We start from the raw sequence: 20663 nt of genomic DNA on the forward strand, positions 1-20663 counted from the left end.
CATGATAAACGGCCAAACTCATATATACTTGAGTTTGGCCGTTTCAGTTTTAATTATATTAAAATAATTTCATTCAAATCTTCTTTACAGGTTCTGTTTTATCCCTTACCTATTCCCTACTATGATTGTGTAATTTTATTAGAAACTAATAATTTTTCAATGCATTTCGGTAACATATCTAATAGCGTTTCAAATGCGTAGTTTACATCTAGACGTTCTGTCCATTGATGTGCATCTTTTCCTACCGGCCCCATATTTAATACTGGAACATCAAACTCTTCTAATTCCTGAAGCGGAATTGAATAACCTTTATCCCATAATGGCATATTGTCTACAAGCGAACTCATTGAATCCAGTGGATACTGCAAGCCTACATAACTTAAATCTGAAATCCCCCCAAAATAATTTTGGTTTTCAAATGTAATTTTATGATTGTAGTGTGCATACTTTTCCATTTCTACAACTACCTCTTTTATTAAAGGATTGTTGCGTGAACTCACAGCTGGATAGTACGGCGGAGCGAAGAAAAGTACAATCATCGGTGCCTTTTCTTTACATAAAATCGCTAATTTATCTACTAAATCAATGGTTACCGCACGATCATCTTTATCTCCTCTATTTTTTATAATATTAGATTGAATATGATTTATTTTTTCTCGTCCATGTTGCTCAATTGCATATGTGATAAGCTCTTCATAAGTTAATACATTTACTTTGAGATTAGGTGGTATAAATGAATTATATTTAGAAAAACGATATGCATGTTTTTCATATGACTCTTCTATTTTCTCTGCTACTTTCGTTACTTTTTGACGTAACAATGCAACTACATCTGTCATTGATTTTTCTAATAAAAACAAATTAAATAATGTAACTGCACGATGCGGAATTTGTACAGAATAATCCTCTTTTAAGTCCCTTTGAAGTAAGTTAGTTGGCGGGGGACTCGCTTCCCCTTCTACAATATCACAAAGGTCTGTGTTTAACTCTAATTCTGCTGTTATTAATGAAGCCATATAACTCCCATTTAACCCTGCAAAAGGTTCACCTACATGTGTCTCTTTTCCGTAGCAAAGAAAACCAGGTAACACTTTACCAATAGAGCCAGTGTAAATATACTTATTTTGGTCACCAGGATGTCTTGAAAACATAGGCTCTGAGTTTAAGACCGTTTTATAATCTAAGTTATGCTCTCTTGCTAAATCTAACAGTCTCGGAACAGCGGCCCTCATCCCTACAGAATTTACTTCTTCATCTGGTACAGCCAATAAAAGAACATTCCCATCAAATCTTTCTTCGCAAGCTTGCTCAATCATTGCCATTTGTAATGCGAGGCCGCATTTCATATCCATTGTTCCTCTACCAAACAGCCATTCTCCATGTTCTATATCTTCACGTACATGGTCTGGAAGTTCATCTTTATGAGAATAAAACATAGATGTTAACTTTTTAGGATTAAATGCATCTTCTTTCCACATTCCGTAATCTTGTACATCTACAACATCAAAGTGACTTACTAGAATTACAGTATTTTTTGTACTATCGCTTTTCTTTACTAGTGCTGTAACAAAATATCGTCCGTCCCCTGTCGGATTTTTTTGCAAATGGTGCGGTTTTTGTTTGAAATACTGTAAGTCAGATAATTGTTCCACAACAAAGTCTGGCAATATTACTTCAGCTTCTGAACCGGTAATACTAGGAATTTCAACAAGACTGCTTAATAATTGAACCAATTGTTCTTTTGATTGCCACTTTGACATATAAATCCCCCTATTTTCCGCATTATGAAAACTAATTCCATTATATGAATAAAAAATGACGACAGCTATCAAAATTATAGTTCTGATGTACTGCCGATTTTTATTGATATTTCATGAGCCGCTTGTTTTACCTTGCTAATAAGAAAAGATAGTCGATCATCATTAATACGATGACTAATTAACCCAACACTTAATGCTCCTACTACTTTATGATTAAATCCGATAATAGGTGCAGCTACTGAAGCTGTCCCTTCTGTTTTTTCACCATAACTGACAGCATATCCTTCATTTTTTATTTGCTTTATTTGATTAAGAAGAATTTGCTTTTGTTCTGGTAATGAAGGAAGTAAATACTCTACAATATGTTCCATTTCATTCGTTTTCATATTGGCAAGCATCGTTTTATTTGCAGCACCAATTGAAAGTGGAATTTGTTCTCCTAGATTATCGATAACTCGAATTTTTAAAGGACTATCAATTCTTTCAATGATAATAGAATGTGTTCCGTTTGGAATATTCAAATAGACACTTTCTTCCACTTCAGAAGCCAAACGTTTCATCACTTCTCTTGCAACAGATCTATAGTCTACCTTCTCCAATTGACGCAACCCTATTTCCATCCACATTGGTCCAATTTTGTACTGTTTTGTCTCTGTAATTTGTGTAACTAACCCATGCTCCATTAGAGAGTTAAGTAATCTATGTACTGTACTAACCGGGAGATGTGTTCCATCAGCTATATCAGAAATAGCCCAATACTCTTTTTCATTTGTAGAATTCAATAATTTAATAATACTTATCGCTCGATCAATGGACTGTACCATAACTCGCCTCAACTTTACTCGTAATATGTTAGTACGCTTAATTAACTATCAATTTAGCAAACATTCGAAATGAAATCAATCTATTTATTTAATTTTCTAACAATAAAAACATATCACTAACAACGAATTGAAAACGCAAACAAAAAAATATTGACTTTTCTTTTTAATTATCTGAAAATTATAACAAGATTTCACATCACGGAATACATTCCATAATACGGAAAAACATCAAACATTATTCTATCAACTACGAAAGTGAGGAAAACAATGGCGCAAGTAAGCAATACAAACAATGAATTAAAACGTACGATGAAAAGTAGACACTTATTCATGATTGCACTCGGTGGTGTGATTGGAACCGGGTTATTTAACGGATCTGGCTTTATTATAAGTCAGGCTGGACCTGGTGGATCCGTACTTGCCTTTATTGCTGGTGGATTATTAATGTATTTCGTTATGCTATGTCTTGGTGAACTTGCTGTAGCCATGCCTGTTTCAGGTTCTTTTCAGGAATATGCTACTAAATTCATCAATCCTGCAACTGGCTTTACAATCGGATGGTTGTATTGGTTAAGCTGGGCGAATACGACCGGTCTTGAATTTACAACTGCCGGTATTACAATGCAGCGCTGGTTTCCTGATATTCCTGTTTGGGTTTGGTGTTTAATATTTGGCGTTACCATCTTCACTATTAACGCATTATCTGCTCGTAGTTATGCAGAAACAGAATTTTGGTTTTCAAGTATAAAAGTATCTGCCATTATAGCTTTTATAATTCTTGGTGGCGCCGCTATGTTCGGTTTTATTGATTTAAAAGGCGATGAACCAGCTCCACTTCTTTCAAATTTCGTAAATCATGGTGGTTTATTTCCGAATGGACTTGCAGCTATTCTATTAACAATGGTTACAGTCAATTATTCCTTCCAAGGTACAGAGCTTGTCGGAATCGCAGCAGGTGAAAGTGAAGATCCAGCAAAAACTTTACCTCGTTCTATTAGAAATATTATATGGCGCACAATGTTTTTCTTCGTCTTAGCAATCTTTGTTCTTGTTGCTTTAATTCCTTGGGAAGAAGCTGGATTAACAAAGAGTCCATTCGTTGCTGTTTTTGATAATATCGGTATTCCATATGCAGCTGATATTATGAACTTTGTTATTCTTACTGCTGTTCTTTCTGTCGCAAACTCAGGACTATACGCTGCTACTCGAATGCTTTGGTCTTTATCAAAAAACGAAATGGCTCCAGCATTTTTAAAGAAATTATCATCACGTGGGATTCCTCTCAACGCTTTAATCATGACAATAGCTATTTCTGCTTTTTCTCTTTTGACAAGTGTAGTAGCTGCTGAAACTGTTTACTTGTGGCTCATTTCAATTTCCGGAGTTATTACCATTATTGTTTGGATGTCAATTTGTGTTTCTCAATTCTTTTTCCGCAAACATTATTTAGCAGACGGCGGAAAATTAGAAGACTTAAAATTTAAAACGCCACTTTATCCACTCGTACCAATTCTTGGTTTTGGATTGTATGGCATTATATTAATCAGTCTTATTTTTATCCCAGAACAACGACTTGGAATCTATTGCACTGTCCCATTTATCATCTTTTGCTACACTTACTATCACTTTAAAGTTAAGAAAAGAAATTCTACTAACACTCATAGTGAAACTAAAATTAGCGAGACTTCGTAATATTTGACTATACATAAAAGACCACACATAGCGTTTCACTTCATGTGTGGTCTTTTTTCATTATTTTAATATGATTTCATCTGAATTTAATGAATATATCCCCTTTCCTACAAAAGTAGTAGAGTGTTCATTTAAACACTTACTACCTCAGTGGGATTTATCACATTCCAATTTCAATATAATAGTAAATAGGTATATCGGATATAGATGTACATTACTAGGCTTATACATATTTCAACTTTAGAATTATATTCACTATTCAATTGGTAGTTACCAATAAAGAAAGGAATGATCATAATAATACAGAACATATACGAAACTCATTTACATGTAAGAAATTTAGAGAAGGCAATAAATTTCTATCAAAACAAGCTAGGATTAACGTTAGCAAGAAAACTCTCCAAAAGAAGAGTGGCTTTCTTTTGGGTCGGAGAAAATAAACAACAAATGCTTGGACTATGGGAAGTACATAACATTGAAGACTTTGAGCCGAGACATTTTGCTTTTGGTGTAAATTTAGAGTTTTTAATGACTTCTAAAGCGTGGTTAGAGGAACGTGGAATAGCAGTGATAGGAAGTCAAGGAAAAGGAAATCAAGAGCCAATTGTCCAAAGGTGGATGCCTGCTGCAAGTGTATACTTTCTAGATTGTGATGGAAACAAATTAGAATTCATTTCTATGCTACATGAGAATCCAGATGAATTAGAATATGCGTCCTATTTAAGTGTATGGAATGCGGAACACCAAGAAAAATGAATGGAATTTTCGTTCAAGTCTTTTCTTATTTTTGGATATAATGTTGTACGATCCCCCCTTTTACTATGAATTTGTTAACATAATGCATTTACTGTCATCTTATATTTGTACTTACGTACGAGCAATTCCTAATCTGCTTCAATTACAATTTGAATTATGTAAATTTTCCTCTTATCTGGCATCTACTCTTTAAACACAAACTCCCCTTAAATCGAACATGATTAAGGGGAGTTTTATATACGATGCAATTATAGTTCAGATTTCACTCGAACAGAAACATTATTTTTAATTATATTTTTGACATCTTTAAAGCTAACAAAATTGTTACTTTTCTCATCCCAAAGACGGAAACGTAGTGATTGTAAGCTTGTAGCAAGCGTAATCGTTGGTACATTTTTTAACGGAAGCGTATTATTGTGTGCCTCTTCTAGTTTATAGTTAGGTACCCTTGGGCTTAAATGGTGAACATGATGGAATCCAATATTACCAGTTAAGAATTGCAAAATTTTAGGAAGCTTATAAAAAGAACTTCCTTCCACTGCCGCTTTCACATATTCCCAATCTTTATCCTCTTCAAAATAAGAATCCTCAAATGTGTGCTGTACGTAAAACAGCCAAATCCCTACTGAACCTGCTATTAAGAATATAGTACCATGTACTAACAGAAACGATTGCCACCCAATTGCCCAGCAAAGTATAGCTACTACAACAACAATTATAATATTCGTCAAATAAGTATTCATACGTTCTTTCTGCCTTGCACCTTTTCGGTTAAATCTATTTTTAAGCAAGAAAACATAAATCGGACCTAATCCAAACATAACGAATGGATTGCGATATAAGCGATATGCTAAACGAAGTCTAAATGGTGCAGCTACATATTCATCAACTGTAAGCGTCCAAATATCCCCTGTACCCCTCTTATCCAAATTACCACTCGTAGCGTGGTGAATAGAATGTTCATGCCCCCACTGATCAAATGGGAATAATGTTAAAACACCCATACACGTTCCAACTATTCTATTTGCACGTCGACTTTTAAAGAACGAATAATGGGTGCAATCATGAAAAATAATGAAAATTCTTGTCATAAATCCAGCGGCTAACAGTGCTGGAACTAATGTTAACCAATAAGAAACTGACAAACTTTTATAAGCAAGATACCATAAAATAATAAATGGCACGATTGTGTTGATCAGTTGCCAAACACTTTTTTTAATCGTTGATTTTTCAAAAGGAGCAACTTGTTTTTTTAAATTTTTAGTATTTTCTAAGGTCATTGTTCTAATTCCTTTCCTTTTTGTTGCTAATTCATATTATAGCACACTATTAGTATCAGGTGTTAAAAGTAGCTATAATAAATATTATATACTATGAAAATCTCTTTTTTCTTACTCATTACTTACAAATTACTTACGCCCAAAATAGCTTCTATAATTGGACAGGCGGAGTATTTTATTTATAAAAGAAACTTCGAATTTTTCCAATAAGTACATAAAAAAACAGCAAGTTTTTTCACAAGAAGAAAAAAGCTGCGATAAGTCAGTTTCACCGACTTATCGCAGCTCCTCTTCGTTTTACCTTATTTTATCGATGAAGCCACACTGCACCTGCAGACTTGTCTTCAGCTTGGCCTACCACTTCAAACTTCAGTCCTAGTTTCGGTAACTTACGTCCTGCATCAGGAATAATGCTGTTGATGTATTGCTTAGAATCATCAAATTTTGCCACTCCTGGTAATCCTTTATAATCGAAGATACCGCGAGTTGGTGAATTTACTTTCCATGCTGGTGTTTGATCAAATGAGAATGCCGCATCGGCAATTTGGTAACGCGTACTGCTCTTCACAGTAGGTTGTCCGTTTAATGTCCCTACAATTGCCTCTGGATGAGAATCTACTACTCCTAAGAACCCTTCACCTGGATGAACGCCTACCCAGTTATCTGTAAAGCTTTGATCCGCATACCATACAACCATTCCTGTATTAAATACTGGGCCACGTGCATGTTGTAACGCAGTGTCAGAACCAGCGTAATTTCTCCACTCTACATAGTAATTATGTTTTTTCTGTTCAAATCCGTTAGACACAGTAAAGCCTTTTAACGTCATTGCTGGCTGACCTTCTGCATCATCAGAGAAAACAACTTTTCCATCTACAGTTAATGCTGCATTATCTAACGCAAACCCTTTATAAGCTACTGCAATATCTGTTAAGTACTCAAATTGCAGTTTTACTTTTTTTCCTTTGAATTGGCTTAAATCGTATGATTTATCAACCCACTTACCATCAGTTGTATCCGCGCCGCCTTTTACATCTTTTTCGCCCATTCTATCAATGCGTGTCTTCGTTCCATCTTCTGCAATCGCATATACGTCAAGGAAATCATACTTCGCTTCAAGTTCGTAAAATGCCTTATAATCGAACTTAGCATCCTTTGCATTTGTTAAGTCAAATACTGGTGTCTCAAGTGTTGTATGAATGTCATTTCCTTTTGTACTGTAATAGAATTTCTTACCAAACGCTGATTCGATATTTTTTATATCTTTGTCCGGCAAGTTAACACGAACGATTCCAGGTCGTTTAGATTTTGTAGTACTTTGATCTACATATGTTGCAACACCGATTCCTTTGCTAAGTTTGTCATAATCTACTTCAAGGATATTCGCCCAGTTCCCCTTCATATTCTTTTGGAAAAACTCTTTATTTTGTGGTGAGAAACTCGTTGGCTCTGTTCCTGCAATTTTTCCAGCCCAGCTACCACCACTCATAATAGACCATGACTCAACAGGTTCACCTTGTCCTGAGTACTTTGTATCATATTCATCTGGTAAGCCTAAATCATGGCCATACTCATGTGCAAACACACCAACTGCCCCGTCTTCAGGCTCGATTGTATAATCATATGCAGCCATCTTTCCGCCCCAGTTCGAAACAGAAGATTTCGTGCCATCAATTGCATATGGTTTTGAACCTAGTTTTGAACGATGTGACCAAATCGCATCATCTTTCAATTTACCGCCGCCAGCTTCTTGACCAACGCCAGCATGTACAACCATTAAATGATCAATAATGCCATCTGGCTCATTTTTATTTCCATCACCATCTTGATCGTATTGATCAAATTGGTCATAGTCTGCTAAATTGATTCCTTTTGCTACCGCTGCTTTTAATGCTTCTTTCACAAAATCTTTTGGTCCTAAAGGCCCCTTGTTATCATGCCCAGTACCCGCATCAGCACCATAATCTGATGCTTTTCCTGGAACAGTAAGCCATTCTGTTACAGTCCCATCAACTGTGTAGCTACCACCAGATTGTTCTTCATAATATTGCTTAAATGTGTTAATCTTCGATCCATCAAATAAAGTAAATGGTTCATCACCAAATAACATTTTTTGATAATGTTCACGATTAAAGTCTTTAGAATACATGTATCCTGGCTCTTGATCAATATTGTTATGCTTAAAATCGCTAAATTCTACAAGTAAAACAAGTACTTTATCTTTTCGAACAGCTCCATTGTATTCTTCTTGCTTCGCTGATGTAGTAGGTACTTTTCCATTTAATTTCCCAGGGTTCAATGCTGCACCTTGTCCAGCTACCGGGCCTACTTCAGGCTGCTGCGCCTGTTCATTTTCCTTCATTTTTGCATCTTTTACTTTTTTCATAAAATCAGAAGCTTCTTGCGTAAGACTATCTCCTGTTAAGATTTCTTTCCCAGGGTTTTCCCCTTTCTTTTTCTCAACATATTTTTCGACAGCCTTTGACGTCTCAGCTTGCGATGCAGATTGATCAATTACCCCCCGTTGTTTTAGCGCTTCAGCCAAACGCTCCTCCGGTATTAAGTGCTCATCTATTGGTAGAGATGATGTTGGTGTCTCAGCATACGCTGCGTGACCTCCAAAAGCAAACGTACTACTTAGTACTGCTGCTGTTGTTAATACCGCTAATGGTTTTAATTTCTTTTTCTTTTTCAATGTATTTCCTCCCCAGTGTCTGCAAATTATCGTTTTTTGCCGATAACAACATAATATTCGTTATAATACGAATATTCAATCTTTTTCAACAAATAAAATGTTGAGAAATATTTTTTTATGCAGGGTGAAATACATAAGATAGAAAAACAAACTCACCTATAAATAACAGTGAACTTTTTTAGTAAAAATAAGAATTAAATATTTTCTATACTACTTAATCTATGGGTTACCATATTACTCACTAATCTCATTATTACAAGCTAATAGTGGTTCGTACATCATTATAGCGTGATTCTCTGTTACATATTGATCTTCTATTAACTGTTTCTGTAGATTATATACTTTACGTTGAATCACATTATGTCGTATATAACCGCCCCAGTATGCAGGTTGAATTGAGTGTTCTTTCTCATACACTTCATATTGATAAAGTTGCGGATAGACTGTTCTCCATTCACCAACTAAATGTTCATCTGTCATATAAAGGTGAAGTTGATACGGTTGATCCGTTTCATTTTTAATTTGTAAATCCAAATAGTTATAGGAACAAGTTGCCCCACTCCCAAACGGTTGAGTTCGCCTAGAATCAGGAAAGACATCAAAGCTATGACGATATCGTTCGGTTACTGTCAGTGGTGTATGTAGCGTCATCCAATATATTAAATTTGAAAGCTGACAAAGACCTCCTCCAATACCTGTTTGAAAAGATCCGTAGTGTAATACCATACCTTCTACATACCCTTTTTTCCTCGTTGGCTTACCTATTAAACGCCAGTAAGAAAATGTTTCTCCCGGTCTAATGACGATACCATTTAGTTTTTTAACAGCAATTTTCAAATTAACAACCTTATTCTGTTGATACCACATATCTACATCTTTGAGCTTACGAAGTAATATTGTTTGGTGCTGAATTGCTGTACAAGGTAGCTTTTCTTGTTGGAACCTTTTTGCATATGTTTTTCCGTCTGCTAACCACTGAATGTGCCTCTTTGTAGAGTAATACCACTTCCCTAGCATAATGCGATACTTAGACCGCTGTTTAGGACGTAAGTGCACTATATTCATTTTATTCCCTCTCTCTTTCTTCAACTAAATTCTAATATATTTCTAATTCAATAAATTACAGTTTTCTTAACTGCATAATAATTTTCGCAAAAAAATAATAAATTTACTCTAGTGGAGATTTTATTTTGATGATTGCTTTATAATTATATAAAACTGAGCTTCAATACAATAAATTGAAATAAACACATTATAAATATAACGGATAACCTTAAATAAAAAATAATGAACATTAAAGAAATTCTAAAGTATTAATATATTTTTCGTAAATATTAATTGATAACCCATTAGACTTTACTATATGTATAACTTCTTATTCTACAAAACGAAATTTTTTAATGTAAGAAAAAACTATACTTTCCCTTTAACATTGATACCAGTCTCATATGGAAAACTTTACAAAACAATTCGAACACTTACATTTAGAATAAACACAAAAAATTGCCACCAGTTAGCTTAACTGGTTGGCAATTTTTTAACGAGAATGCTTTACAAATAGTTGAATTGCTTCTTCTGGTACATAGCACTTTCCATTACTCTCTACAATAATACTTCTTAATTCATACCCTTTACCATTGATACGAATTATATTTTTGTTACCAAATAATTGTGCTTCTACTTTATTATGTTTTACTACCAGTAACGGGTTTGCTCCTTCGGTTTTGTTGGCTGTTACAGTTGCACCGATCTTCTTAAAGGCTTGTTCACTCTCTAAAAATATTTTATTCGTTACTTCTTCTAAGTTAAAGCCCATCGCTTTCGCCATCGTCTTCGCAATGTCTGTATTTTGGATTAAGCCTTCTGGTTTTTGAGGTCCATAAGAATGTAAGAATACATCCTCACCTGTATGTCCTCCTGTCGTAAAGCCGATATTTGCACGATTAGCCAATAATGTAGTAAGAATTCGTCCTACATCCATTTTCTTTTTTGCCGCTTTTAATTTTTCTTTTTCATCATGAGTTAGATTATCCAAACCATATAATTTAGCTACATCTTCTACATTTGATAAATCAGATTTCAGTTTATTTATAGTTCCTTCAAGTGTCATTTTCGCCTTTTTCAATGGGTCAATGTATGCAGAAACCGGTGTAGTATTGTATCCTTTTGTCGTATTCCTATTCCCTATAGAGATGCCGCTGTTACCATGATCAGTTAAAGCGATGAGCATCGTATCCCCATCTTTCTTCGCAAATTGTAACGCCTTTGCTACCGCTTCATCAAATGCCAATATATCACTAATCATCCCAATTGGATCATTAGCATGGGCTGCCCAATCAAGCTTACTACCTTCTATGAATAAAAAGAAACCATCTTTATCTTTTGATAATGTTTGAATTGCTTTTTCTGTCATTTGAGAAAGTGTTGGTTGTTCTGGGTTTGTTGCTATACGATCCATATCAAACGCAAGAGCATGATGTGAGAAAGAGCCCCAAATTTTATTAGATTTGGAGTTCAATAACGCATCTTTCGTTTCAACAAAATCGTATCCTTTGTTTTGAATCACCTTTACTAAATTTTCACCATCTTTTCGGATTCCATTACTTTTCATAGGTAACAGCGCCGCTTTTCCCCCGCCTAATACGACATCTATATTTTGATATACTTGCTGCTTCGCAATTACGTCAAATTGCTTGCGATTGACATGGTGAGCCGAGAATCCCGCCGGAGTAGCATGCTGAATTTCAGATGTAGCAACAATTCCAGTTGCACGACCAGTACGTTTTGCACCTTCTAATACGTTTGCGACCGGCCGTAACTTGTCCTCTTCTTTTATTGGCTCTAAGCTAGGCGAACTTACAATAGAAGGTAATACACCTACATATCCTGAATTTGATTTATTTCCAGTTGCTAATGCTGTTGCTGCTGGCGCTGAGTCTGTAATAGCTGATTCCGCCGAAAACGTACGAACTCCTCCTGTTACAATTTGATCTAACGTAAGCGGTGCCCCTTTATACCAGCGAGCCAATGTTGTCGCCGTTGAACTCGTTCCGTCCATAACCATCATAATTATATTTTTAGGCTGATGTTCTACTTTTTTCACCTTAGCTTTGGCCGCATGATAATTCATCATACTTTCCGTACTTAATACGCTTACTATTATAGCTGCCACTAATAGCAACTTTTTCATCTTCACACCATAATTCAACATGATTGTTCCTCCATAAACTTTGCATTCATTTAAATACACACTATTTCCTTTTCCATACCAAAACCTACATATGTTTTATTAGTTCCCAATTCTCATAAAGCTAACAATAGTTACTTTCCCTTTCTTTCCTTTATTAAATATCGGTATGTATCATCTATCTTATAAAAAAGATTTAACATCCTTTTCATTAATTACTTGTTTAACAATAAATCCTCGATCAAAAGAAATAAAAATTTATTGTTAAACAATAAATTCCGTGTTAAATTAATAAGATATTAAATAAATGAGGTGCTTTTTATGAAACAAGGATCCACACTCTTTTTAAAGACCGTTGTGATTCTGATTGGAATCCCCGTTCTTGCTATGTGCATTTTTTTAGTCCCTAAAATAGGAAATTTCGCCGCAGAATTATATCCAGATATTTCATATATTAAATATCTTGTATTTATCAATTTATACGCAACAGCAATACCTTATTACTTCGCACTGTATCAAACATTTAAGCTTTTAAACTATATTGATAAAAATAACGCATTCTCAGAGTTATCTGTTCAAGCTTTAAAAAATATTAAGTACAGCGCATTGGCAATTAGTGTATTATATGTATTAGGTATGCCACTTTTCTATCTCGTGGCAGAGAGAGATGACGCCCCTGGCATTATTATTATCGGAATGATTATGATTTTTGCTTCAATGGTAATCGCGGTCTTTGCTGCCGTTCTCCAAAGACTATTAAAAGATGCTATAGATATAAAATCAGAAAATGATTTAACGGTCTGAGGTGAATAATATGGCAATTATTATTAATATTGATGTAATGTTAGCAAAAAGAAAAATGAGTGTCACAGAACTTTCGGAGAAGGTTGGAATTACAATGGCTAACCTTTCTATCTTGAAAAATGGAAAAGCAAAAGCAGTCCGTTTTTCAACTTTAGAAGCAATATGTAAAGCATTAGAATGCCAACCCGGGGATATTTTAGAATATCAACCTGAAGATACCAAGTAAAAAGAGTCCTTCATACGAGAAGGACTCTTTTTATTACACATTACGGTGCAAAACTAATTTGACCAGTAAACAATAGGATAATTGCTATGATCCAAAATATAAAAAATGATGAGGACAGTATTAATGAAAGAATAGCAATTCCCTTCTTCTCTGTTCTTTTCGTCATTGTGATTATTGAAAGTGTGATACCTACACCTGTCAGGGCAATTGTAATATAATCTCCAACTATATTACCTGCATTGGCTATCCTTGTTGGCGTTATAAAAACGAATAGAAAACACAAAATGCCGATGAGTAAAGATACATAGCTTATTATACTGTACTTCTTTTTAGGAACTATTTCAGTTTTCATACTAACCCCACCCCTTCTATATAGCTATGAGTTTATATTAGCATGAATAACCATAATTTGGTTACAACAAAAAAACAGATACAGTGGAAACTTCCACTGTATCTGTTTTTTTATTTAATAAATAAGCCTGCTATTTCTTCTTTATCATTATAAGTTATAATAAATGTCCGTTGTTCTTTACTATATTTCGCTACAAGAATAACAGTATATAAACCATCTTTTTCTTCAATCGATTTTTTCTCTATTTTGTCGAACGTACCAGCTTTCTCAATTACAGGTGTAAGGTCTTTCATCTTTTCTTCTGGTAACCCCGCTTTCATTTTACTATCAAATTTTTCATGCACTTCTTTATACTTTTCCTCATTTAATAATGATACAATTTCTTCCGCCTTCGGAATAAATTTTTTTGACGTACTTTCTTCTACTTTATTACCAGTACATGCTGCGAGCGCGAACGCCGCGATAGCACTTATAATAATAAGTAACATTCTTCTCATTTTAATATACCCCCTTTCTTTTTAATATGAAACTATGGCTAAAAACGAGTACAGCAGAAATTGCGATTGAAACTTCTACAGCAATGATTCCATTTGTTCCTGATACATATTGCGGTATAATACCTGCTAATGTATTTACAGCTCCATGAATGAGTATAGCAAAAACAACATAACGAAATTTCTTTTGGACGACAGCTTGCAATACAATGAAGGAAAGCCCAATATGCAATACCATCGCAAAGACGCGCTCAATACCGCCGAAATAATAACTAACACCATTTGGGATGACTGTTTGTGACAATAATAAGGATATTACCGGGATACCAACTATCAACACTGCCTCAATACCACCATGCCCTGCTCCAAATAAAAAACCAGACTGCCAATCTCGTTGTTTCATAAAATAGCGCATTGCGATAAAACGAGTTATCTCTTCAAAAATACCTGCTGATAAACTAAGCAAAAGTACAAATAGTACAGGCTGCGTAACAGAAAACATTTGAAAATCTGTGCTAGTTCCATTTAAATAATTCAGTATTGGTATGCGAATTAATATTTGTGATACAACAAAAGCCAATACACCTAACATATATGGAAAATAGCGTTTCTTCCAAAAAGCATATAAAAGTGCTACAAGCGGTAAACCAAAGCTAATCATTGTTGTAAAAATAAGACCATTCATCTCGCTTCACCTCTTACTTGAAGTGTATAAAATTAAGTGAAGGAAGTATGTAATTATTTCTTATTCGGTTTTATTTTCATCATAGATGGTCATTTTTTATCTCTTTTAATATGAATGTTTGCGTGAAATAAGGGCTTATATAAGTTGTTTCTAATGTCGCGTTATTTGTTTTGTTAATGATTCTTTTTAACGAGAATAACCCGTATCCTCTCGCACCTTCTTTACTTGAATGGTTTTTCTCATAAATTTTTTGCAAATCAATCCCTTCACTCTTTGAACTATTACGTACAATAAAATACTGTCCTGAATCCATTTCAAAGAATGCAATTTGCAATATCTTTTCCTCACTATGTACTGCTTCTTCAATTGCATTGTCTATTAAAACCGAGATAATGCGAATAAATGATATGATCGTCATCGAAATACTTTCAATTTTCTCCGGTATATCAAGCATTACTTTTAGGTTTTGTTGCTGGGCAGTGCCAACTTTCGCTCTTAATACACTTCTCACTTCAGGAATATGTATGCGAGATAATTTTGCAATATCAAGTTCATAATCATTTATTGTTTTTAATGTAGGAGCTATAACATCATAATACACTTGCTCAATTTCTTTCACATTATTTGTACGTATTCCCTCTTCTAACGATAGTAATACATTCATATAATCATGACGGAAACTAGCAAGCTCATCATGCATATCCTCTAATTTCTCCACATAATCTAATAACTCTTTATCTAAACGTTTTTCATGCTCTTCTCGTAATTTTTCTTTCGATAGGTGTGAGCTTATTAGTACAATGATTATTAATAATAAAAATACAATAATCGCTGAAATATAACTTACTTCACTGTATTGTTGATTTAGTTGTTCTAAAAACTCAGTAGATGGCCTAGTTAAAATTAGTTCAATAACGAATCCGATAATTAATAATATATAAGTTACATAGTATAGCGGACTACCTACTATATATTGAGCAATTTTTCGAATTCTTTTACGAGCTACTAAAATACCGATAAAAGTAAGGATTGATACAATAAGATGAATAATGCTACCTGTCCATAAATATAAATTGAATGGCGTTAACATAAAGATTTTCATTCCTAAATCGAAAAGCAACATTTTCACTAACGTTATAATCACCATACTCACTAGTGCAAAATATAAATTATGCTTAAATTTCAATTCATTTTGTATTAATCCTAAACTTATTAGAAATAACACAATGGTACTATTCAACTCTGGATATCTTGTTACTGTTACGACAACAGCAAGTAAAATAATGAATACTGTACTCAAAGCTATTAACATTCTAACTGACAATCTGTTGTACCGGATTAATTGAATGTATAAAAACGTATGGCTCATACTAGTAAGCAATATTGCAAATAAATCATAAATATACATTACATCTCACCTTTTAACATCTTACGTACTTTACTCACTAAACGACGTGATACTGGAATACGTTTCCCACTTTTTAAAACTATCATTTTTTGCTTCGCATCATAAGAAGACATTCGCTTCGTATTCACGATATATGATTGATGACAACGAAATAAACGTTCATCTATTAATTCAATTTCTTTTAAAGTGCCGTAAAAATAAACCATTCGATCTAACGTCACTAATGCTAAACGATGTGGTTCATCAGTCATAACATATTCAACTTCTTGAAATGGAACTCGCACAGTCGCATTACTGTTTTCAACGATAAAATCATCGGATGGAATGATATGCTTATTACGCACTTCATATTGGAGTAAACATTGTTCAAAAACTTTATATCGCTCTTCGTATGGCAACCCTTTATCAATGAAAGTTAAAGCCGATACCATGTATTGATATGAAATAGGTGCAAATTCAGAATGTGTCGTTACAAACACAATGATCCCTTGCGTATCATACTTTCGTATTTCTTTCGCCACTTGTAACCCTTTACGCTCTTCTCTTTTTATCTCTATATCTAAAAAATAGATTGGAATATACTTCGCCTTTGGAATATTATTAATGATGTTGTCACTTTTACTAGTTACCTCAATAAAGTCAAAAGGTAACATATATTTTTCACAAACCTCCTCAACTAACCGCTTCATTTGCTGCGCTTGTATGACATCATCTTCTAAAATGAAAATACTCATGTGATCACTCTCTTTTTTGAAATCTTTTCATCTATAGATTTATCTATAACTATATAATTCAAATTGTTATACTAATCTCCTTCCCAATACTTACTAAATAATTTGCTATAACATAGAATAACCTCAACTTTTCAAGCAAAAAGCTGAGGTTTTCTTCAAATCATTCAATGACTAAATCCGCCTTATCCCTCGGCAATTCCGTTTTTAAGTAATAATCCTCTGCTTTCCAATACCTATTTTCAAACTTTGAAAGGTTTTTCTGCGTTTTTTCACTCTCACGTAGAAACCTTGTCTCTCTTGGACAGTCCAAATAGACCATATAATGAAAAAAATCTCTCCATTCTTTTCGCTGCAGAAAAACTCCTTCAATAACAATTACGCCTACAATAGGAATCTGTACTTTTTTCATTTCACATATATCTGTTTCTTCATGAAAGAAAGGTAATTTCAATTTTGTTTCATGTTGTAGCTTTTGAAAAAATTTCCGCCTTAGCCATTCAATGTCCCATTGTAAATAATAATACTCATACCATTCTTCATATCCAGTATGATATCGTTTATTACGCTCCACTATATGATCATCAATATGGAAAATACGAAACGGAATGCCTTCTTGTTTCATATTTTCTTTTAAATTGGCTACGAATGTTGTTTTTCCAGATCGACTTAAACCATCTATACCTAAAATGAATCTATTTTCCCTATGCTTCTTCATAATCGTTATAAGTTCGTTTGTACTCATTACTTCTTCCACTCTTCTTTTAATAAAGAATATAAAATGGTATCATGAGCAACTCCATTTTGAATCATATGTTTTCGAAGTAATCCTTCTTCTTGAAATCCTGCTTTTATTAATAATTTTTGAGAAGCTTTATTTTCTACATATACAACCGCTGCGATTCTTATTAGTTGCAGTATTTCAAATCCGTAAGCTAAAATTGCTTGTAATGCTTCCAATGCATATCCTTGTCCCCAATATGTATCATCTAATTCATAACCAATTTCAGCTCGTTTATGATGATTATTAATTAAATGAAATCCGCACGTTCCGATTAATTGGCCCGTCCCTTTTTTCTCGATTCCCCAGCGAAATACACTGCCCTCTTCATAACGATTTTTGAACGTTTGAATCATTGTTTTCGCTTGCTCAATATTTTGGAAAGAATCCATTCCGAAATAACGTATAACTGATTCTTTCGAAAAATATTGGAACATCGTTTCTGCATCTAATAGTGTAAGTTCTCTTAAGAACAAACGTTCTGTTTCTAGTTTCGGAAATCCCATCTCTCTTTCTCCCTCTATTCTAATGAACTGCAAATTTCAATATAATTTCCATCTGGATCAGCAATGTAGGCAATTGTTTGTCCCCACGGTTTTACAATTGGCTCCACTAAAATTTTTATACCTTGCTCTCTAAATTGCTCAATCGTTTCTTGTACATTCTCAACAACGAATCCTAACTCGAAATGAGAAGACTGTAATTCACCTTCTGTAAGCGGTAATCCTGTTAATTCTTTCACATCTTGCCGCGTATTCATCGCTAAAATGGTAGTTCCAGTATTAAATTCAATATATGTTCCGTGCTCTGCTTTTATAGGTAACTGTAAAATATCTTTATAGAACTTTAAACATTCCTCAAACTTTTCTACATATAAAATGATGTACTTCATTTTCAAATTCATTTTACATCCCCCTTTGTATCTATCCCTAAAATTTCGACAAAAGTCTCATAAAAACCTTGTTCCTTGTAGTAATGAGCAAAAAAAATGAGGCCGATTTCTCGGCCCCCCAGCTTATTGGCATAAAACAGGAGATTTGGTTTGGACATAACCAGTTCGTACTTTTATTATATTTTATTTTTTCTGAATTTTAAATACATTAAACACCTATTTATATTGAGAAAGTTTTTTGCTTGCATAAAATTAAAGATTTTAAGAAATGATACAAATGGAGGTGTATACATATGGAACCAATGCTATGTCCAAGTTGTAAAACGAACCGTACTCGCTTTAATATTCTTGAGCAACAAGTAAAACCAGTTAAAATAAATCCACAAACTGGTCAAGTGGAAGAAGAATACACAAATGAAACGATGAATGCTTTTCATATGGCTTATCAAGGACCTACATACCGTGTCCAATGTGCTGTATGCGGACTTGTTGAAAACCCTGAACAATTTATTAAACCTGCGCAAAATCAGTCTTTCTAATAAAAATATGATTATCCCTTGTAGAAATAGATTTTTCTATAAGGGATTTTTTCGTTTAATACGTTAATTAAAAATGTATTTCTTCCTTATTATATGTTAAATTCCACACCATTTTAGTAATATTTATATAAGGGAGGTGAAACAAATGATTTTAAATAAAAAGATAATGCTTCCATCAACATTTCTACTATTAACTTGTCACATAATCATCTTTTACTTTTGGATTTCCGATTGGAAGAAAATCTCGAGTTCTTACGGTTTAGCTATATGGATACTTTCTACTATTTGTGGTCTTTTACTTTATTTCCTTTATAAAAAACAAAAATCTAATAAAGTGATATTCATTGCTAGTTCGTTATTATTAATTACTTCTTCATTTATGATTTTTTTAGGTATTGTTACTGGTATCATCTTTGTAACTGTTAGTTCTATGCCTTAAATATACAATATTTTATTATATAAAAAATACCCAACAAAACAAGGATATATAGAAATTAAAGAAGATGATTTCCATTCAATATACAACCATCTTCTTTAATAAACCCAATCTTTGTTACAATATTTCATTTTTTAACTTTTTAATCTTCCTAAATAAATTAATAAACGCATATAAATATATACAAACTAAAAACCCAACCATACCTTTATATAATCCTGATTCTGATACTCCAAGAAAACATAAGTAAAACACTGGAATTAACATTACAAACATAATTGCAACGAACTGTATCAATTCAACAAATTTTTGTATCTTCGTTTCTTTGTCTGAATAAATATCAGGTAACTCATTTTCCTCGTCTACTTCTTTACAAAAATAATTCCACTTCGCAAAACTCGTTACATGTTTCCAGCCACACATTTCATATATTTGGATATATTCTTTTTGTTTTTCTGTCGAATCTTTATACTCTAATCTAAAGTCTGCTTTATATACTACATCTTTCGGCTCAGTTTTCTTAAACGTATACATTACGTTATACTTTTGTAACGCCCAGCCTTGTTGATGCATTTTACGTAAATACGCTTCTTCTTTTTCTAAGCTCCATACTGCGAAAGGTTTGAATATCTTCTTTGTCTCCATCTCCCATTCACTCCCCTAATATACTATTTCCATTCCTTACAGATCTCTGCAATCTGTTATATTCTAGCTCTAACACTTCTCTCCCAAACGGCGTTAACTCATAGCACTTCTTTCTATCTGTAGAGGCAACTTCAACAATTAATTTTTCTTTAAGTAATTTCGTTGTATTCCCGTATAAAGTACCAGGACCGAGCTTTACTTCCCCATTTGTCATCTCTTCTACCATTTGCATAATTCCATATCCGTGCATTGGTTTCACTAGTGATAACAGTATGTAATATGTCGCCTCAGTTAACGGAATATATTTTTGCGCCTTCACATTCATTATAACTACCTCCGATACATCGTTTTATGATATATCGACTTACGATACATCGTATATCGATATTGTATAATCATATTCCAAAATATGCAAGAGTAATTTAATAATTAAATATCCATTTCTTTGAATTAAAAAATCATACAAATTTTCTGAA

At 33.6% G+C, this 20663-nt stretch carries 22 protein-coding genes; 6 read left to right on the top strand and 16 right to left on the bottom strand.

Annotated features, from left to right (window positions below; translation table 11 throughout):
- Positions 1 to 119 precede the first annotated feature (119 nt).
- Both DN399_RS14610 and DN399_RS14615 read right to left on the bottom strand, forming a co-directional pair.
- Positions 120 to 1760 (bottom strand): M20/M25/M40 family metallo-hydrolase, encoded by a 1641-nt coding sequence (locus DN399_RS14610; RefSeq protein ID WP_006924532.1) that lies wholly within the window; start codon positions 1758 to 1760, stop codon positions 120 to 122.
- A gap of 74 nt (positions 1761 to 1834) precedes the next feature.
- Positions 1835 to 2584: an IclR family transcriptional regulator gene (locus DN399_RS14615; RefSeq protein ID WP_000250758.1), complete on the bottom strand. Its 750-nt coding sequence runs from the start codon at positions 2582 to 2584 to the stop codon at positions 1835 to 1837.
- A gap of 267 nt (positions 2585 to 2851) precedes the next feature.
- On the opposite strand from DN399_RS14615, the gene DN399_RS14625 reads away from it, so the two are divergent.
- Together DN399_RS14625 and DN399_RS14630 are read left to right on the top strand one after the other, a co-directional pair.
- On the top strand, positions 2852 to 4276 hold the full coding sequence (locus tag DN399_RS14625) for an amino acid permease (RefSeq protein ID WP_000079991.1): 1425 nt from the start codon (positions 2852 to 2854) through the stop codon (positions 4274 to 4276).
- 297 nt (positions 4277 to 4573) lie between these two features.
- Positions 4574 to 5032: a VOC family protein gene (locus DN399_RS14630; protein WP_025687456.1), complete on the top strand. Its 459-nt coding sequence runs from the start codon at positions 4574 to 4576 to the stop codon at positions 5030 to 5032.
- 248 nt (positions 5033 to 5280) lie between these two features.
- Here DN399_RS14630 and desA read toward each other — a convergent pair whose 3' ends face one another.
- The 4 genes from desA to DN399_RS14650 all read right to left on the bottom strand — a co-directional run bounded on the left by desA (position 5281) and on the right by DN399_RS14650 (position 12218).
- Positions 5281 to 6312 carry a Delta(5) desaturase DesA gene (gene desA / locus DN399_RS14635; protein ID WP_149149723.1) on the bottom strand — a complete coding sequence of 344 codons (1032 nt, stop codon included), beginning with the start codon at positions 6310 to 6312 and terminating at the stop codon, positions 5281 to 5283.
- A gap of 307 nt (positions 6313 to 6619) precedes the next feature.
- Positions 6620 to 9007: an immune inhibitor A domain-containing protein gene (locus DN399_RS14640; protein ID WP_000727446.1), complete on the bottom strand. Its 2388-nt coding sequence runs from the start codon at positions 9005 to 9007 to the stop codon at positions 6620 to 6622.
- Positions 9008 to 9241: 234 nt separating this feature from the next.
- A complete protein-coding gene (locus tag DN399_RS14645; protein ID WP_061112947.1) occupies positions 9242 to 10072 on the bottom strand; it encodes a VanW family protein in 831 nt (276 codons plus the stop codon).
- A 472-nt stretch (positions 10073 to 10544) separates the two neighbouring features.
- Positions 10545 to 12218: an alkaline phosphatase gene (locus tag DN399_RS14650; protein WP_149149724.1), complete on the bottom strand. Its 1674-nt coding sequence runs from the start codon at positions 12216 to 12218 to the stop codon at positions 10545 to 10547.
- Positions 12219 to 12515: 297 nt separating this feature from the next.
- On the opposite strand from DN399_RS14650, the gene DN399_RS14655 reads away from it, so the two are divergent.
- Together DN399_RS14655 and DN399_RS14660 are read left to right on the top strand one after the other, a co-directional pair.
- On the top strand, positions 12516 to 12998 hold the full coding sequence (locus DN399_RS14655) for a DUF2975 domain-containing protein (protein ID WP_000809125.1): 483 nt from the start codon (positions 12516 to 12518) through the stop codon (positions 12996 to 12998).
- Between the two features lie 10 nt (positions 12999 to 13008).
- A complete protein-coding gene (locus tag DN399_RS14660) occupies positions 13009 to 13224 on the top strand; it encodes a helix-turn-helix domain-containing protein (RefSeq protein ID WP_000974620.1) in 216 nt (71 codons plus the stop codon).
- Positions 13225 to 13264: 40 nt separating this feature from the next.
- On the opposite strand, the gene DN399_RS14665 is transcribed toward DN399_RS14660, so the two are convergent.
- From DN399_RS14665 to DN399_RS14700, 8 genes are all read right to left on the bottom strand, one after another.
- A complete protein-coding gene (locus tag DN399_RS14665; protein WP_000845561.1) occupies positions 13265 to 13576 on the bottom strand; it encodes a hypothetical protein in 312 nt (103 codons plus the stop codon).
- A 110-nt stretch (positions 13577 to 13686) separates the two neighbouring features.
- On the bottom strand, positions 13687 to 14073 hold the full coding sequence (locus DN399_RS14670) for a DUF3887 domain-containing protein (RefSeq protein WP_149149725.1): 387 nt from the start codon (positions 14071 to 14073) through the stop codon (positions 13687 to 13689).
- Between the two features lies 1 nt (position 14074).
- The gene (locus DN399_RS14675) at positions 14075 to 14755 is read right to left on the bottom strand and encodes a YhfC family glutamic-type intramembrane protease (RefSeq protein ID WP_149149726.1); all 681 of its coding nucleotides are present in this window, start codon (positions 14753 to 14755) and stop codon (positions 14075 to 14077) included.
- 79 nt (positions 14756 to 14834) lie between these two features.
- A complete protein-coding gene (locus DN399_RS14680) occupies positions 14835 to 16163 on the bottom strand; it encodes a GHKL domain-containing protein (protein WP_149149727.1) in 1329 nt (442 codons plus the stop codon).
- Positions 16163 to 16897, bottom strand: coding sequence for a LytR/AlgR family response regulator transcription factor (locus DN399_RS14685; RefSeq protein WP_149149728.1), 735 nt, complete (start codon positions 16895 to 16897; stop codon positions 16163 to 16165). The genes DN399_RS14680 and DN399_RS14685 overlap by 1 nt, the downstream gene beginning before the upstream one ends.
- A 160-nt stretch (positions 16898 to 17057) precedes the next feature.
- Positions 17058 to 17639, bottom strand: a complete 582-nt coding sequence (locus DN399_RS14690) for a kinase (protein ID WP_149149729.1) — start codon at positions 17637 to 17639, stop codon at positions 17058 to 17060.
- Positions 17639 to 18181: a GNAT family N-acetyltransferase gene (locus tag DN399_RS14695; protein ID WP_000506638.1), complete on the bottom strand. Its 543-nt coding sequence runs from the start codon at positions 18179 to 18181 to the stop codon at positions 17639 to 17641. Before DN399_RS14695 ends, DN399_RS14690 begins: the two co-directional genes overlap by 1 nt.
- A gap of 14 nt (positions 18182 to 18195) precedes the next feature.
- On the bottom strand, positions 18196 to 18579 hold the full coding sequence (locus DN399_RS14700; protein ID WP_001049849.1) for a glyoxalase/bleomycin resistance/dioxygenase family protein: 384 nt from the start codon (positions 18577 to 18579) through the stop codon (positions 18196 to 18198).
- Between the two features lie 281 nt (positions 18580 to 18860).
- Between DN399_RS14700 and DN399_RS14705 the strand changes: the two genes are divergently transcribed.
- Both DN399_RS14705 and DN399_RS14710 read left to right on the top strand, forming a co-directional pair.
- Positions 18861 to 19106 (top strand): hypothetical protein, encoded by a 246-nt coding sequence (locus DN399_RS14705; RefSeq protein WP_000433602.1) that lies wholly within the window; start codon positions 18861 to 18863, stop codon positions 19104 to 19106.
- Positions 19107 to 19251: 145 nt separating this feature from the next.
- Positions 19252 to 19545 carry a hypothetical protein gene (locus tag DN399_RS14710; RefSeq protein ID WP_000602672.1) on the top strand — a complete coding sequence of 98 codons (294 nt, stop codon included), beginning with the start codon at positions 19252 to 19254 and terminating at the stop codon, positions 19543 to 19545.
- 114 nt (positions 19546 to 19659) lie between these two features.
- On the opposite strand, the gene DN399_RS14715 is transcribed toward DN399_RS14710, so the two are convergent.
- Positions 19660 to 20187 carry a DUF2812 domain-containing protein gene (locus DN399_RS14715; protein WP_149149730.1) on the bottom strand — a complete coding sequence of 176 codons (528 nt, stop codon included), beginning with the start codon at positions 20185 to 20187 and terminating at the stop codon, positions 19660 to 19662.
- A 7-nt stretch (positions 20188 to 20194) separates the two neighbouring features.
- A complete protein-coding gene (locus tag DN399_RS14720; RefSeq protein WP_002110530.1) occupies positions 20195 to 20512 on the bottom strand; it encodes a PadR family transcriptional regulator in 318 nt (105 codons plus the stop codon).
- Between the last annotated feature and the right edge of the window lie 151 nt (positions 20513 to 20663).

The organism is Bacillus sp. AR4-2, assembly GCF_008274865.1.
In the GTDB taxonomy this organism is placed as follows: Bacteria; Bacillota; Bacilli; order Bacillales; family Bacillaceae_G; genus Bacillus_A; species Bacillus_A cereus.

What these genes read in the sequence shown, in the direction of transcription:
- DN399_RS14615 (WP_000250758.1), bottom strand. Translation starts at nt 2,584, where the DNA reads ATGGTACAGTCCATTGATCGAGCGATAAGTATTATTAAATTATTGAAT.
- DN399_RS14720 (WP_002110530.1), bottom strand. Translation starts at nt 20,512, where the DNA reads ATGAATGTGAAGGCGCAAAAATATATTCCGTTAACTGAGGCGACATAT.
- DN399_RS14710 (WP_000602672.1), top strand. Translation starts at nt 19,252, where the DNA reads ATGATTTTAAATAAAAAGATAATGCTTCCATCAACATTTCTACTATTA.
- DN399_RS14680 (WP_149149727.1), bottom strand. Translation starts at nt 16,163, where the DNA reads ATGTATATTTATGATTTATTTGCAATATTGCTTACTAGTATGAGCCAT.
- DN399_RS14670 (WP_149149725.1), bottom strand. Translation starts at nt 14,073, where the DNA reads ATGAGAAGAATGTTACTTATTATTATAAGTGCTATCGCGGCGTTCGCG.
- DN399_RS14665 (WP_000845561.1), bottom strand. Translation starts at nt 13,576, where the DNA reads ATGAAAACTGAAATAGTTCCTAAAAAGAAGTACAGTATAATAAGCTAT.
- DN399_RS14700 (WP_001049849.1), bottom strand. Translation starts at nt 18,579, where the DNA reads ATGAATTTGAAAATGAAGTACATCATTTTATATGTAGAAAAGTTTGAG.
- DN399_RS14645 (WP_061112947.1), bottom strand. Translation starts at nt 10,072, where the DNA reads ATGAATATAGTGCACTTACGTCCTAAACAGCGGTCTAAGTATCGCATT.
- DN399_RS14690 (WP_149149729.1), bottom strand. Translation starts at nt 17,639, where the DNA reads ATGAGTACAAACGAACTTATAACGATTATGAAGAAGCATAGGGAAAAT.
- DN399_RS14705 (WP_000433602.1), top strand. Translation starts at nt 18,861, where the DNA reads ATGGAACCAATGCTATGTCCAAGTTGTAAAACGAACCGTACTCGCTTT.
- DN399_RS14685 (WP_149149728.1), bottom strand. Translation starts at nt 16,897, where the DNA reads ATGAGTATTTTCATTTTAGAAGATGATGTCATACAAGCGCAGCAAATG.
- DN399_RS14660 (WP_000974620.1), top strand. Translation starts at nt 13,009, where the DNA reads ATGGCAATTATTATTAATATTGATGTAATGTTAGCAAAAAGAAAAATG.
- DN399_RS14610 (WP_006924532.1), bottom strand. Translation starts at nt 1,760, where the DNA reads ATGTCAAAGTGGCAATCAAAAGAACAATTGGTTCAATTATTAAGCAGT.
- DN399_RS14655 (WP_000809125.1), top strand. Translation starts at nt 12,516, where the DNA reads ATGAAACAAGGATCCACACTCTTTTTAAAGACCGTTGTGATTCTGATT.
- DN399_RS14675 (WP_149149726.1), bottom strand. Translation starts at nt 14,755, where the DNA reads ATGAATGGTCTTATTTTTACAACAATGATTAGCTTTGGTTTACCGCTT.
- DN399_RS14715 (WP_149149730.1), bottom strand. Translation starts at nt 20,187, where the DNA reads ATGGAGACAAAGAAGATATTCAAACCTTTCGCAGTATGGAGCTTAGAA.
- DN399_RS14625 (WP_000079991.1), top strand. Translation starts at nt 2,852, where the DNA reads ATGGCGCAAGTAAGCAATACAAACAATGAATTAAAACGTACGATGAAA.
- desA (WP_149149723.1), bottom strand. Translation starts at nt 6,312, where the DNA reads ATGACCTTAGAAAATACTAAAAATTTAAAAAAACAAGTTGCTCCTTTT.
- DN399_RS14650 (WP_149149724.1), bottom strand. Translation starts at nt 12,218, where the DNA reads ATGTTGAATTATGGTGTGAAGATGAAAAAGTTGCTATTAGTGGCAGCT.
- DN399_RS14695 (WP_000506638.1), bottom strand. Translation starts at nt 18,181, where the DNA reads ATGGGATTTCCGAAACTAGAAACAGAACGTTTGTTCTTAAGAGAACTT.